Annotated in this window: 11 protein-coding genes; 4 read left to right on the top strand and 7 right to left on the bottom strand. The window is 66.9% G+C overall.

From position 1 onward, the window contains the following. Positions 1-44 precede the first annotated feature (44 nt). From OVY01_RS19115 to OVY01_RS19090, 6 genes are all read right to left on the bottom strand, one after another. Positions 45-1,094 carry an ABC transporter permease gene (locus OVY01_RS19115; protein WP_267849161.1) on the bottom strand — a complete coding sequence of 350 codons (1,050 nt, stop codon included), beginning with the start codon at positions 1,092-1,094 and terminating at the stop codon, positions 45-47. 5 nt (positions 1,095-1,099) lie between these two features. Further along, positions 1,100-2,056 (bottom strand): ABC transporter permease, encoded by a 957-nt coding sequence (locus OVY01_RS19110; RefSeq protein WP_267849160.1) that lies wholly within the window; start codon positions 2,054-2,056, stop codon positions 1,100-1,102. A gap of 156 nt (positions 2,057-2,212) precedes the next feature. Next, positions 2,213-3,823, bottom strand: coding sequence for an ABC transporter substrate-binding protein (locus OVY01_RS19105; protein WP_267849159.1), 1,611 nt, complete (start codon positions 3,821-3,823; stop codon positions 2,213-2,215). Between the two features lie 57 nt (positions 3,824-3,880). Beyond that, on the bottom strand, positions 3,881-5,155 hold the full coding sequence (locus OVY01_RS19100; RefSeq protein ID WP_267849158.1) for an NAD(P)/FAD-dependent oxidoreductase: 1,275 nt from the start codon (positions 5,153-5,155) through the stop codon (positions 3,881-3,883). A gap of 72 nt (positions 5,156-5,227) precedes the next feature. Then, entirely contained in the window at positions 5,228-5,896 is a 669-nt protein-coding gene (locus tag OVY01_RS19095) for a haloacid dehalogenase type II (RefSeq protein WP_267849157.1), read from the bottom strand. A gap of 200 nt (positions 5,897-6,096) precedes the next feature. Continuing rightward, entirely contained in the window at positions 6,097-7,617 is a 1,521-nt protein-coding gene (locus OVY01_RS19090; RefSeq protein WP_267849156.1) for an aldehyde dehydrogenase family protein, read from the bottom strand. A 346-nt stretch (positions 7,618-7,963) separates the two neighbouring features. Here OVY01_RS19090 and OVY01_RS19085 point away from each other — a divergent pair, with 346 nt between their 5' ends. The 3 genes from OVY01_RS19085 to OVY01_RS19075 all read left to right on the top strand — a co-directional run bounded on the left by OVY01_RS19085 (position 7,964) and on the right by OVY01_RS19075 (position 11,162). After that, positions 7,964-8,863, top strand: coding sequence for a GNAT family N-acetyltransferase (locus OVY01_RS19085; RefSeq protein ID WP_267849155.1), 900 nt, complete (start codon positions 7,964-7,966; stop codon positions 8,861-8,863). A 228-nt stretch (positions 8,864-9,091) separates the two neighbouring features. Then, entirely contained in the window at positions 9,092-10,498 is a 1,407-nt protein-coding gene (locus OVY01_RS19080; protein ID WP_267849536.1) for an aspartate aminotransferase family protein, read from the top strand. A gap of 169 nt (positions 10,499-10,667) precedes the next feature. Then, positions 10,668-11,162 carry an Lrp/AsnC family transcriptional regulator gene (locus OVY01_RS19075; RefSeq protein WP_267849153.1) on the top strand — a complete coding sequence of 165 codons (495 nt, stop codon included), beginning with the start codon at positions 10,668-10,670 and terminating at the stop codon, positions 11,160-11,162. A 14-nt stretch (positions 11,163-11,176) separates the two neighbouring features. Here OVY01_RS19075 and OVY01_RS19070 read toward each other — a convergent pair whose 3' ends face one another. Then, positions 11,177-12,145 (bottom strand): LysR substrate-binding domain-containing protein, encoded by a 969-nt coding sequence (locus tag OVY01_RS19070; protein WP_267849152.1) that lies wholly within the window; start codon positions 12,143-12,145, stop codon positions 11,177-11,179. A 224-nt stretch (positions 12,146-12,369) separates the two neighbouring features. On the opposite strand from OVY01_RS19070, the gene OVY01_RS19065 reads away from it, so the two are divergent. Then, entirely contained in the window at positions 12,370-13,452 is a 1,083-nt protein-coding gene (locus tag OVY01_RS19065) for a tartrate dehydrogenase (RefSeq protein WP_267849151.1), read from the top strand. Positions 13,453-13,473: the final 21 nt, after the last annotated feature.

Genomic DNA, 13,473 nt, shown 5'->3' with positions numbered 1-13,473 from the left:
GGCGGACGTATTCAGCGGCGTATTCAGCGGCGTCGGATCCGATTTCATTGTGCGTTTCCTTTGCCCAGGCCGCCGCGGCGGCGCAGATTGTCGATCAGCAGATTCATGCCGACGGTCAGGGTCGCGATCGCGATCGCCGGCATCAGCACGGCGGGAGCGCCCTCGGCCAGGCCGCCGATGTTCTCGCGCACCAGCGAACCCCAGTCCGCGTCGGGCGGCTGCACGCCCAGCCCCAGGAAGCTCAAGGCGCTCAGCAGCAGCACGATGTAGACGAAGCGCAGGCCGAAGTCCGCAAGCATCGGCTGCACCATGTTCGGCAGCACCTCGACGCGGGCGATGTACGCCAGCCGCTCGCCGCGCGCCCGGGCCACCTGGACGTATTCGAGCGTCATCAGGCTGACCGCGAGCGAGCGCGAGATCCGGTACGCGCCGGGCAGATAGGCGAACGCGGCGACCAGCGTCAGCACGGTGACCGAGGAGCCGAACGCGGCGATCACGACCAGCGCCAGCACCTTGCTGGGGATCGAGATCAGCGCATCGAACAGGCGGCTCATGCCCTCGTCGACCCAGCGCCCGGACACCGCCGCGATCAGCCCGAAGAGGATGCCGCTGGTGCTGGCCAGCACCGCCGCGGCGAGCGCGAGGCCGACCGTATAGCGGGTGCCGAACAGGATGCGGCTGAGCATGTCGCGGCCGAGATAATCGGTGCCGAGCGGATTGGTGGCCGTATAGCCGCCGAAGACTTCCGTCGACGTCAGCGCGCCGCCCTGGTATGGCGCGACCAGCGGGCCGACGAAGGCGACCAGCACCCAGAACACGACGATGGCCAGGCCCAGCAGGCCGAGCCAGGAAAAGCGCCGCACCGCGCGTTGCAGCAGGTTCAGCCTGCGCGGCGCGATGTCGCCGATGGCGCCGACGTCGCCCGCAACGGCATCGGCCGTCACTGCGTTCGCGGCAGCCAGATCCGTGCGTTCGTCCCGTTGCACGCTTGCGTCGTCGGCGACGGGCACGCCGCCGTGTTGCGGATCGGCTTCAAGGTCGTTCTGCAGCACGGTGCCGGCGTGCGACGGGGAAGGCGTGAGAGGTCGGTTCATCAGGGTCACCGTTGACGAAGCCTGGGGTTGGAGACGATCTGACACAGGTCCGCGAACAGGACGAGCACCAGGTAGGCCGCGCAGAACACCATCACGCAGCCCTGCACCAGCGGCATGTCGCGATTCGTCACCGCATCGACCATCAGGCTCGCGAGCCCCGGATAGTTGAAGATCGATTCGATCACGACGACGCCGCCGAACAGATAGGACAGGCTCAGCGCGATCGCGTTGGCGATCGGGCCGATGGTATTGGGCAAGACATGGTGCAGCACGACGCGCATCGGCGAAGCACCTTTCAGGATCGCCATTTCCACGTACGGCGCGGTGAGCTGATCCACCACCGCGGCGCGCGTCATGCGCGCCATCTGCGCGACGATCACGCAGCACAGCGTCATCACCGGCATCGCGTAGATGCGCAGCACGTCGCTCAGCGAATGGACATCGGACAGGTAGGACAGCGCCGGCAGCCAGCGCAGCTTGACCGCGAAGATCAGCACCGCGATGGTGGCCACCAGGAACTCGGGAACCGCCACCGTGGCCAGCGTCAGCACATTGAGCGCGCGGTCCAGCAGCGAGCCGCGGTACATCGCGGAGACGATGCCGATCACCAGCGCCACCGGCACCGAGACGACCGTGGTCAGCGCAGCCAGCGTCAGGGTGTTCGGCAGGCGCGTTTCGATCAATTGCAGCACGGGCAGGCTGTTCGACAGCGAGGTGCCGAAGTTGCCCTGCAGAATCAGGAACAGCCACTCGAAGTAGCGTTGCAGCGCCGGCTGGTCGAGTCCGAACTGATGCCGCAGCGCGGTCACCGCCTCGGGCGTGGCCGCCTGCCCGAGCGCCTGCTGCGCCGCGTCGCCGGGAATCAGGCCGGTGATGGCGAACACCACCGCCGAGACCAGCAACAGGGTCAGCACGGCCAGGCCAAGGCGCGCGGCGATGAGTCTTTGCGCATGTGATTTCATCGGAATCCGCCTTCGGAGTGAGTGCCGCGTGCCGGTCACCGCCGGCCCGTGCCCGCGACGACCGGCACGCAGCCCGTCATCGCCTGGAGGAAAAGAACGTCTACGATAGAACACCTGCTACGGAACACCTGCGACGGAGCGCTCGCGACCGCGCGCCTACGCCAGCCAGACGTGTTCGGCGAACGCGAAGCCCATCAATCCGGCCAGCGGAATCGAGCCCAGACCCTGGAGCTTGTCGGAGAACGCATCGAGCGAGCTCTGGAACAGGGGGATACCCACGCCGCCTTCCTCGTGCACCAGCACCTGCATGTCGCCGTAGATCTTTTTGCGCTTCGCGTCGTCCGGCTCGCCACGCGCCGCGATCAGCATCTGGTCGAACTTCGCGCTTTTCCAGTTTGCCTCGTTCCACGGTGCGTCGGACTTGAAGAATTGCGTGAACAGCACGTCGGCGCTCGGCCGGGCGTTGACCGAACCGAAACCTAGCGGATGTTTCATCCAGTGGTTCGACCAGTATCCCTCGGCGGGTACGCGCGTGACCTGCAGATTCAGTCCGGCACGCGGGCCGACCTGCTGCAGCAGCATCGCCATTTCCACCGAGCCTTCGGCGGCCGGCGTGGCGTAGATCTGCAGCGGCGTGCTACCGAGCTTGGCCTTCTTGAAATGGAATTTCGCCTTGTCCGGGTCGAAGGTGCGCTGCGGAATGCCGGCCAGGTAGTATTTGTTCGTCGGGTCGATCGGCTGATCGTTGCCGATCGCGCCGAAACCGCGAAACACGGTGGTGCGCAGCTGCTGGCGGTCCAGCAGGTTGAAGAGGCCCAGACGGAAATCGGCGTTGCCGGTGATGCCGCCCTCGTCGCGGGCGACGAGGTCCGTGTACTGGCCGGTCTTCGTTTCCAGCACCTTGTAACCCGCCGTGCCCTTGATGCGGTCGGTCGAGCGCGGGCTGACCGCGTTGATCAACTGCACGTCGCCGGAGAGCAGCGCGTTGACCCGCGCCGACTCGTCGCCGATGCCGATCAGTTCGATCTCGTCGAGATGCGGCAGGCCGGGTTTCCAGTACTTGTCGAAGCGCACGCCGACCGTGCGCACGCCCGGCGAGAACTCCTTGACCTTGAACGGGCCGGTGCCCACCGCCGTCTTGAAATCCTTCGTGCCGTCCTTGATGATCTGGAAGTGCGAAGTCGCGAGGATCACCGGCAGGTCCGCGTTGGCGCCGGCGAGCGTGATCGTCACCTCGTTGGGGCCGGTGGCCTTGACGTCGCTGATCTGGTCGGCCAGCGTCTTGGCCTTCGAGGCCACGGCCGGATCCTTGTGCCGCATGATCGAGTAGACGACGTCGGCCGGCGCGAGCGCCTTGCCGTCGTGGAACTGCACGCCGTTGCGCAGCTTCGCCACCCAGGTGATCGCGTCCTTCGTTTCCAGGCTTTCGGCCAGCGCCATCTTCGCGCCCAGATGCGCGTCCAGTTCGGTCAGGCCGTTGTAGAACATATTGCCGCGCACGTAGTCGGTCGCGAGCGCGCCCTTGGCCGGGTCGAGCGTATCCGATGCGGAGGCCGACTGCGTGGCCACGCGGATCTTGCCGCCCTGCTTCGGCTTCGCCTGTGCATGGGCATTGCCGCTGGCCAGCAGCGCGGCGCCGCCCACGGACAGCATGCCGCCCGCGGCCATCGCGCGCAGGATATCGCGCCGGGATGCGCCCTGACGGCTCAGCCGCTCGAACTCCACGCCGATCAGGGCGTTGTCGTTTTGCACATTTTTCTTATTCATCGAACATCTCCGCGAAGGGAGCGACGCTATCGGAGCGACGCTGCCATATTTTGTATTTCAATAAAAGATGTCTTTGACGCTGTAGTACGCGCCGACGAGCGGCAGGAACCAGGGCTTGCCGGTATGCCCGGGAATCGCCGACCACTCCGACTCGCGCCACGGGTTGCCGCGGTCGTCCCCGCCCATCACGTCGGCCATCACCTGGCCCATGTGGGTGGACATCTGCGTGCCATGGCCGCTATAGCCCATCGAAAAATACAGGCCGTCGTGCTGCCCGGCGCGCGGCAGGCGGTCGGCGGTGATATCCACCAGCCCGCCCCAGCAGTAATCGATGCGCGTCTCGGCCAGCGCCGGGAAATGCCGGATCATGCCCGTGCGCAGGATGCGTCCGCTCTTGGCGTCCGAGGGCCGCTCCGACGCGGTGAAGCGCGCGCGGCCGCCCCACAGCAACCGCGAATCCGGCGTGACGCGGAAGTAGTTGTGCATGATGCGGCTGGTCGTATAGGCCCGGCGGTTCGGCAGCATCGCCGCGAGCTGCTCGGCCGGCAGCGGCTCGGTGACGATGATGAACGATCCCACCGGCGCGAGCCGCCGCCGATACCAGCCGAACGGTCCCTGCCGCGACGGGCCGGTGGCGATCAACACCTGCTTCGCCTGCACCTCGCCGCGCGCGGTGACCAGACGGTAACCGTCGCCTTCTTTCTGAATCGACGCGACACCCGCATTCTCGTAGATCTGCGCGCCATGGCCTGCCGCGGCCCTGGCCAGGCCGACCGCGAACTTGCGCATATGCATCTGTCCGCCGTGCTTCTGCAGCAGACCGCCGTAGAACTGGTCAGACTGTACCTCGCTACGGATCCGGTCGCGACTGATTATCTCGATATTCGGATCGACTTCGCGCCGGATCAGTTCGGCGGTCTGCTCGATATGCGCGAAATGGTGCGGCTTCGAGGCGAGCTTGAGCTTGCCGTTCGCCAGATAATCGCAATCGATGCCTTCCTCGCGGATCAGCCGCTCGACGGTATCGACCGCGGACGCGAACGCACGGTAGCAGGTACGCGCGCGCTCCGGTCCGAGTTGCGCGTACAGGGCGGCGAAATCGTGCGCGACGCCGGTATTGACCTGCCCGCCGTTGCGCCCCGACGCCCCGCCGCCGATCTGCCCGGCATCCACCAGCGTCACCGACGCGCCGCGCTTGGCCAGCGCCTGCGCGGCCGACAGCCCGGTGAAGCCGCCGCCAACCACGGCGACGTCCACCCGGCCCGTCACCGGCCCCTGCGCGAGGAACGGCGTGGGTAATGGCAGATCAAGCCAGTAGGATTCCAGCTTCATGTCGGGCTCGGCTCGCTCGGGTGGCAGGATGACGAAATGCGCGGGGCGCGGGCTGGCGTTCGACCGCCGCGCCTACAGGCCGAGTTCCGCGGCCAGGTGCGGGATGTCCTTGACCAGGTGATAGTCGTGGCCCGGGGTCGGCTGTTCGTGCTCGCGCAGCACCATCGCCTTGTGCTTCACGCCCATGTCGTGCGCGGTGAACAAGTCGTAGCGCGGGCTCGACGACACGTGCAGGACGTCTTCGGGCTTGCAGCCGAGCTTGTCGAACATGTATTCGAAGCCCTGCATGCGCGGCTTGTACGCGCCCGTCTGTTCCGCCGTGAACACCGCGTGAAACGGCGCGCCGAGCTTGTCGACATTGCTCTGGATCTGGCTGTTCGACGCGTTCGACAGGATCACCAGCTTGTACTTCTTGGCCAGGCGCGCGAGGCCTTCCGGGACGTCCGGATGCGGGCCCCAGGTCGGCACGGCCTCGTAGATTTTCTCGGCATCCGACTCGACGAACTTCACGTTCATGCGCTTGCAGGCGCGCTCGTACGCATTCGCGATCACGTCGCGATACGGCTTCCATGCACCCAGCACCTCGTCACGGCGGTAACCGGCGAAGAAGGCGATGAACCTGTCCATGTCGGCGCCTTCCAGCTGGCCGGCGAAGAACTCGCGCGACATGTCGGACATGTGGAATTTGGTCAGCGTGCCGTAGCAATCGAAAGTGATGTATTTCGGTTCGAAATCGATCATGGTGTCAGTAGCGTCCTGTGGATAAGCGCTTGCGCGTGCAATGTCGAACGGCCGCGTCGGTAAGAGCGAGGCCAATGATGAAGCCGGTAGGAAAGATTTAACCAGCGCAAAAAACTTCGATGTTCCTGAATCGGGCCCGCGAAGCACGCAAAAAGCGGCGTTTTGAGGGGCCCGCGCAGCACACTCTGCGGTTGCCGCCGTCAGGGGCGGATGTCGATCAGTACGCTCTTGAACCGCAGATTGGCCTCGTAGGCCTGACGGCCCAGGTCCTTGCCGATGCCCGAACGCTTGTAGCCGCCGGTCGGGATCATGAAATCGGACGTGCGGCCGTACCGGTTCACCCAGACCGTGCCGGCTTCCAGACCGCGTACCAGGCGCAGCGCCCGGCCGAGATCGGCGGTGTGCACGCCGGCGGCGAGGCCGTAATCGGGATGCTGCGCCAGCGCCAGCGCCTCGTCCTCGCTATCGAACGCCTGCAGCGTCAGTACCGGGCCGAACACCTCTTCCCGCACCGCTTCGGATTGCGCGGTGACATCGGTCAGGATCGTCGGCATGTAGAAGGCGCCGCGCGTCGATACGCCGCGCGTCGCGCCGTCGTGGCCGGCCACGACGGCGCGATGGCCGCCATAGCGCAGCGTCGCGCCCGCGGCCACGCTGCGGCCGATGATCGCGTCGATGCGCGCCGCCTGCGGCTCGGAGATGATCGGCGAGAGCGTCGTTCCGGCAGCCCAGGTCGCGCCGGGGCGCAGATCCTTGAAGGCCGCCTGGATCCGGTCGGCGAGCGCGTCGACGAGGGGCCGCTCGACCAGCAGGCGCGAGCCCGCGACGCAGACCTGGCCGGCGTTGCCGGAGATCGCGCCGGCGATGCGGCGCGCGACGTCGTCCAGACGCGGCGCGTCGGCGAACACGATCTGCGGACTCTTGCCGCCCAGCTCCAGCGTCACCGGCTTGGTGCCCGACTGCGCGCACGCCGCCATGATCGATGCGCCGGTGCGCGTCGAGCCGGTGAAGGTGACCTTGCTGATGCGGGGATGCCGCACCAGCGCGTCGCCCGTGACCTGGCCGTCGCCCTGGACGATATTCAGGATGCCGGCCGGCACGCCCGCCTGGATCGCGAGTTCGGCCAGACGCAGGATCGAGAACGGCGTCATTTCCGAGGGCTTGAGCACCACCGCGTTGCCGGCGGCGAGCGCCGGCGCGATTTTCCAGGACGCCATCACCAGCGGGAAGTTCCAGGGCGCGATCGCGCCGATCACGCCGTATGGCTCGGCGATCGTCATGCCCAGGTGATCGTGGTCGGTCGCGGCCACGTCGCCGCCCACCTTGTCGGCGAATTCCGCGTAGAAGCGAATGCCTTCGGCGGTGAAGGGCACGTCCCACGCCGCCGCGTCGCGCACCGGGCGCGTGGAGCCGAGCGCCTCGAGCGGAGCGAGCGTGGCGACGTCGGCGGCGATCAGGTCCGCGAAGCGGCGCAGGATCCGCGCGCGCTCGCGCGGCGCCATCGTCGCCCAGCCGCTGGTGCGAAACGCCTGCCAGGCGTTTTCCACCGCGCGGTCGACCAGCGCCGCGTCGGCGAGCGGCACGGACGCGTAGACGACGCCGTCCGAAGGGCGCGACACATCGATGCGCCGCGACCCCTCATGGGCATGTTCCGCGACATACTCCCCGCCGATGAAATGGCCGCTGCGCACCGTGATCCCCTTCGGGTCGAAACTGTCCATGACGCGTCCCCTGTATCGCTCCGGCACCGGCCGGCGGCGTGGAAAAATCGAGCGCGGCATCGGTCGGAAATGCCGCTGAAAAACCCATACCGGAATCGTATGCCCGCGGGCGCCGCATATTGCGCCGATAAAAAACCCGATTCGGCAGATCGCACGCGTAATGTCGTTTTCGACGCCGTGTTTTGCATCGATTTCCCCGTTTGCGGGCAGCCCCCCGCGAGATAGAAAGATCGTCCTAGTCATCGCCGTCCACCGCTGCCAGAGTGCCGGTAGCGTCCCCTTCCACGGACAAACGCCTGCTTTCCCGCTTGCTGGTTCGTTTTTCACGCCTTTACAGGAGTACGCCGTGCCTGGTTCCCATGCCGGTCCGATTTCTTACCGCCCATTCACCGCCGACGACATCCCCGCGGCGCATGCCTTGTCCGTCAAGGTCGCCTGGCCGCACCGCGCCGACGACTGGCGCCTGCTGGAAACCGCCGGCACGGGCTTCGTGGCGGAGCGGGACGGGGAGGTGATCGGTACCGGGCTGTCCTGGCGGTATGGCGCCGATCGCGCCTCGCTGGGCATGGTGATCGTCTCGCCCGACCACCAGGGCCAGGGCATCGGCCGGCAATTGATGGAACGGCTGATCGCCGCGCTGGAGGGCCGCGCCATCCTGCTGCATGCCACGCCGGCCGGCAAGCCGCTTTACGAGAAACTGGGTTTCCGCGCGGTCGGCACCGTCGATCAGCACCAGGGCACCGTGTTCCAGCCGCCGCTGATCTCCCTGCCGCCCGGCGAACGCCTGCGCCCGCTGGGCGCGAACGACGCGCCGCGGCTGGCGGAACTCGCCTCGCGCGCGTGCGGGCTCGAGCGCCAGGCGCTGTTCCCGCTGCTGCTCGACGTCGCCGACGGCATCGCACTCGATCGCGACGGCGAACTGCTGGGCTTCGCGCTGTTCCGCCGCTTCGGCCGGGGTTTCACGATCGGCCCGGTGGTGGCGCCGGATGCCCCCGGATCGAGCCGCGCGAAGGCGCTGATCAGCCATTGGCTGGCCCTGAACGAAGGCGTCTTCGTGCGCATGGATACGCCCGGCGACAGCGGCCTGACGCAATGGCTCGAAGGGCTCGGCATGCCGCGCGTGGATACCGTCGTGAAGATGGTTCGCGGCGCAGCGTCGGGCCCGCTGGTGGGCGAGGCCGGTGCCGATGCCAATGCGCCCGCGGCGCCGAAAGCGTTCGGCATCATCAGCCAGGCGCTCGGGTAAGCGCCCCGGCGGTGCCGGGTCAGATTTTTTGGGGGGGGCGCCGGCCGGAAGGGCCGGCAGCAGAAAATGCCGGATGCGCGGGGCAAAACGCCATTCTCGCGCTCTTTCGGGTTTTTTTTGGCGGTACAGGCACGGGGAAGGAATCAGTAGTATGGAGTCACCATCCCGTTCAGTCCCGCGCTCACCCCGCAGCCCACTTCCGCGACGAGAAGACCCACCATGCCCACCCTGCCGATCCAAACGCTCATCGAGTCCGACCGCAAGCACCTGATCCACCCCGTCATCAACTACCGTGCGCATGAAGCGCGCGGCGTCACCGTCCTCGAATCCGCCCACGGCGCCTTCCTGCGCGACGCGAACGGCAACGAACTGCTCGACGCCTTCTCCGGGCTCTGGTGCGTGAACGTCGGTTACGGCCAGGACAGCATCGTCAAGGTGGCGACCGAGCAGATGACCCGCCTGCCCTACGCCACCGGCTATTTCCATTTCGGCTCGGCGCCGGCCATCGAACTCGCGGAAAAGCTCGTCGATCTCGCGCCCGCCTCCCTCCAGCACGTGTATTTCACGCTCGGCGGCTCCGACGCGGTGGATTCCGCGCTGCGCTTCATCACGCATTACTACAATGCGACCGGCCGCCCGGCGAAGAAGCACATGATCGCGCTGCAGCGCGGCTATCACGGCTCCTCGTCGGTCGGCGCCGGCCTGACCGCGCTGCCGGCCTTCCATCGCAATTTCAACCTGCCGCTGCCCACCCAGCATCATCTGCCCTCGCCATATGCCTACCGCAGCGCACACGGCAATGACGCGCAGGCGCTGATCGCCGCGTCGGTCGGCGCGCTGGAGGCGAAGGTCGCGGAACTCGGCGCCGAGAACGTCGCCGCCTTTTTCTGCGAGCCGATCCAGGGTTCCGGCGGCGTGATCGTGCCGCCGTTCGGCTGGCTCAAGGCGATGCGCGAGGCGTGCCGCAAGCTCGACATCCTGTTCGTCGCCGACGAGGTCATCACGGGCTTCGGTCGTACCGGCCCGCTGTTCGCCTGCGCGGCCGAAGGCGTCGAGCCCGACCTGATGACGGTGGCCAAGGGGCTGACCTCCGGCTATGCGCCGATGGGCGCGGTCCTGATGTCCGACGCCGTCTACCAAGGCATCGCCGATGGCGACGCGACCGCGATCGTCGGTCACGGCCACACCTACTCCGCGCACCCGGTCAGCGCCGCGATCGGTCTCGAAGTCATGCGTCTGTATCATGAAGGCGGGTTGCTCGCGAACGGCGTCGCCCAGGGTCCGCGCTTTGCCGCCGGGCTCGACGCGCTGCTCGCGCATCCGCTGGTTGGCGATTCGCGGCATCGCGGCCTGCTCGGCGCGCTGGAACTCGTGGCCGACAAGGACAGCAAGGAAGGCTTCGATCCGGCGCTGAAACTCTCGGAACGCATCGCGGCGTCCGCCTACCAGAACCGCCTGGTGTTCCGCGCGTTCGGCGACAACATCCTGGGCTTCGCGCCGGCGCTGTGCTACACGGCCGACGAATTCGACCTGTTGTTCGCGCGCCTGAAGAAGACGCTCGACGACGTGCTCGACCAGCCCGAAGTCCGCGCGGCGCTGCGCACGAAAGAGCCCAGGGCGGCCGTCACCGCATGATAAGATCGATGCGCGTTCCGGCTGCTTTCCGCCGCTGACCCGACCGCGCATCGGCCCTGCCGACGCCTCGTGCTTCAGGCACGCTGCATGGCGCCGGCCGCGGTGCGACGGCAGGAAGGGCTCCGGGCGCGGCCTTCTTTCCCGACCCGCCCGGACCGACACCATAGAGATGAGTAGCGACAGCAAGCTTGACCGAATCGACCTGCGTATCCTGGCCCAGCTGCAAAAAAAGGGGCGCATCACCAATGTCGAGCTTGCCGACGCAGTCGGCCTGTCCCCCAGCCCCTGCCTGATCCGCGTCAAGCGTCTTGAAAAAGCCGGCTTCATCGCCGGTTACGGCGCGCAGATCCAGCTCGAAAAGCTGGGCGACGTGCAGACCGTCTTCACCGAAGTGACGCTCGCCGACCACCGGCGCGAGGACTTCACCAAATTCGTGGCGGCGATCCGCGACATCGACGAGATCGTCGAATGCCATCTCGCCAGCGGCGGCTACGACTATCTGCTGAAGTTCGTCACCCGCAGCGTCAGCCATTACCAGAGCATCATTGAAGGTCTGCTCGAACGCGACATCGGCATCGAGAAATATTTCAGCTTCGTGATCATCAAGTCGCCGTTCGTGAAGACCCACTACCCGCTCGAATCGCTGTTTTCCCAGAATCATTGATCACTGGCCGCTGATCACGGCTCGCCGGTCGCCGTGGCGCCTCCGCGCGGCGGCGTCACGTTCCATTGCGCAAACTCCTCGCCGAGGAAATCGACGCACAGCCGCACCTTCGCCGACGACGCCAGGCGCGCCGGATACACCGCCCACACATTCGCCGGCTGCCAGACCTCGGGCAGCACGCGCAGCAGCGCGCCGCTCTCCAGCAATGGCTGGACGTCCCACACCGAGCGCAGCACGATGCCCCGCCCGTCGAGCGCCCATTGCACCGCCACCTCGCCATGGTTGGTCGACAGCGGCCCGGTGACCTTGATCGACACCACCTCGCCGCGCTCGTGCAGCCGCCACAGCCCGAACGGATGATCGCGTTCCTTGATGGCGAGGCAGGCATGCCCGGACAGCTCGGACAACTGGCGCGGCGTGCCGTGCCGCGCCAGATAGGCGGGCGCGGCGCACAGCACGCGGTGGTTCGACGCGAGCCGCCGGGCGATCAGGTGCGAGGCGATGTCGTCGCCGATGCGGATATCCAGATCGAACCCCTCACCCGCGACGTCGACCAGCCGGTCGAACAGGTCGAGCCGCACGCTCAGCTGCGGATACTGCGCCGTCAGGCGCGACAGCGCCGGCGAGACGATGTGCCGGCCGAAACCGAAACTGCTCGAAATGCGCACGGTACCCCGGGGCACGCGGCGCGTCGTCGAGACGTCCTCGACGAGCTGGTCGACGTCGTCGAGGATGCGTTCCGCCCACGCGTAGACGCGCTCGCCCGCCTCGGTGACCGCGACGCGCCGCGTCGAGCGAAACAACAGCCGCGTGCCCAGCGTCTCTTCCAGAACATTCACGCGCTTGCTGACGTAGGCAGGCGACACGGCCAGCGCCTCGGCCGCGGCGCTGAAGCTGCACCGGCGCGCTACTTCGCAGAATACCCGCAGGTCGTCGATATGCGGCGCGCGGGCGTGCGGCGCGGGATGGGCGGTGGGGGACACAGGGGGAAGAGCGGGCGGGAAAGCGGGCGGAAGCGCGGAGGACGACATGGCAGGCCAGGGACGGAAGGGGCGACGGGATTGTTCACGAATTGTGTTCAGTGGATTAACCAAAACAACCATTCTATCTTCGCCCAGCAGGAATAGACTATCCCCCACTGGCTTCGAGACGCGTCATGCGCGCCCCGGACGCCCTCCACACGCAGGCCTCTGGAAGGAACCACGACATGAGCAAGAAATATCGCATCGCCGTCATCCCGGGTGATGGCATCGGCGTCGAAGTGATGCCCGAAGGTCTGCGCGCCCTCGACGCGGCGAGCCGGCGCTTCGGCATCGAGCTGGAATACCAGCACATCGACTGGGCCAGCTGCGATTACTACCTCGAACACGGCAAGATGATGCCCGACGACTGGAAGGCGCAGATCGGCGGTGCCGACGCGATTCTGTTCGGCGCGGTGGGCTGGCCGGAAAAGGTGCCCGACCACATCTCGCTGTGGGGTTCGCTGCTGAAGTTCCGGCGCGAATTCGACCAGTACATCAATCTGCGTCCGGCACGGCTGTTCGAGGGCGTGCCGTCGCCGCTCGCCGGCCGCAAGGCGGGCGACATCGACTTCATGATCGTGCGCGAAAACACCGAGGGCGAGTATTCGTCGGTGGGCGGCATCATGTTCGAAGGGACCGAGCGCGAGTTCGTCCTGCAGGAATCGGTCTTTACCCGCCACGGCACCGAGCGCGTGCTGAAGTTCGCCTTCGATCTCGCGCAGCAGCGCGAGAAGAAGATCACGGTGGCGACGAAAAGCAATGGCATCGGCATCAGCATGCCCTGGTGGGACGCGCGCGCAGCGGAAGTCGCCGCGCTGTATCCGGACGTGAAGTGGGACAAGCAGCACATCGACATCCTGTGCGCGCGCTTCGTGCTGCAGCCGGACCGTTTCGACGTGGTGGTGGCGACCAACCTGTTCGGTGATATTCTTTCCGATCTCGGCCCGGCCTGCACCGGCACGATCGGTCTCGCACCGTCGGGCAATCTCAATCCGGACCGCAAATTCCCGTCGCTGTTCGAACCCGTGCACGGTTCCGCGCCCGACATCGCCGGGCGCAATATCGCCAACCCGATCGCCATGATCTGGTCCGCGGCCATGATGCTGGACTTCCTCGGCAACGGCCAGGGCGTGGAGCGCGAGGCGCACGACGCGATGCTGGCGGCCGTGCAGGCGGCGTTGAAGGAAGGCCCGCTGACGGGCGACCTCGGCGGCAAGGCGGGCACGACGGAAGTCGGTCAGGCGATCGCTCGACGCATCGCCGCGTGAGCGAACAGCGGCGTCGCCGCG

This window comes from Robbsia betulipollinis, assembly GCF_026624755.1.
Classification (GTDB): Bacteria; Pseudomonadota; Gammaproteobacteria; order Burkholderiales; family Burkholderiaceae; genus Robbsia; species Robbsia betulipollinis.
This window is presented reverse-complemented; position numbering and strand designations above follow the sequence as displayed.

What these genes read in the sequence shown, in the direction of transcription:
- OVY01_RS19090 (WP_267849156.1), bottom strand. Translation starts at nt 7,617, where the DNA reads ATGGACAGTTTCGACCCGAAGGGGATCACGGTGCGCAGCGGCCATTTC.
- OVY01_RS19110 (WP_267849160.1), bottom strand. Translation starts at nt 2,056, where the DNA reads ATGAAATCACATGCGCAAAGACTCATCGCCGCGCGCCTTGGCCTGGCC.
- OVY01_RS19115 (WP_267849161.1), bottom strand. Translation starts at nt 1,094, where the DNA reads ATGAACCGACCTCTCACGCCTTCCCCGTCGCACGCCGGCACCGTGCTG.
- OVY01_RS19075 (WP_267849153.1), top strand. Translation starts at nt 10,668, where the DNA reads ATGAGTAGCGACAGCAAGCTTGACCGAATCGACCTGCGTATCCTGGCC.
- OVY01_RS19100 (WP_267849158.1), bottom strand. Translation starts at nt 5,155, where the DNA reads ATGAAGCTGGAATCCTACTGGCTTGATCTGCCATTACCCACGCCGTTC.
- OVY01_RS19065 (WP_267849151.1), top strand. Translation starts at nt 12,370, where the DNA reads ATGAGCAAGAAATATCGCATCGCCGTCATCCCGGGTGATGGCATCGGC.
- OVY01_RS19095 (WP_267849157.1), bottom strand. Translation starts at nt 5,896, where the DNA reads ATGATCGATTTCGAACCGAAATACATCACTTTCGATTGCTACGGCACG.
- OVY01_RS19105 (WP_267849159.1), bottom strand. Translation starts at nt 3,823, where the DNA reads ATGAATAAGAAAAATGTGCAAAACGACAACGCCCTGATCGGCGTGGAG.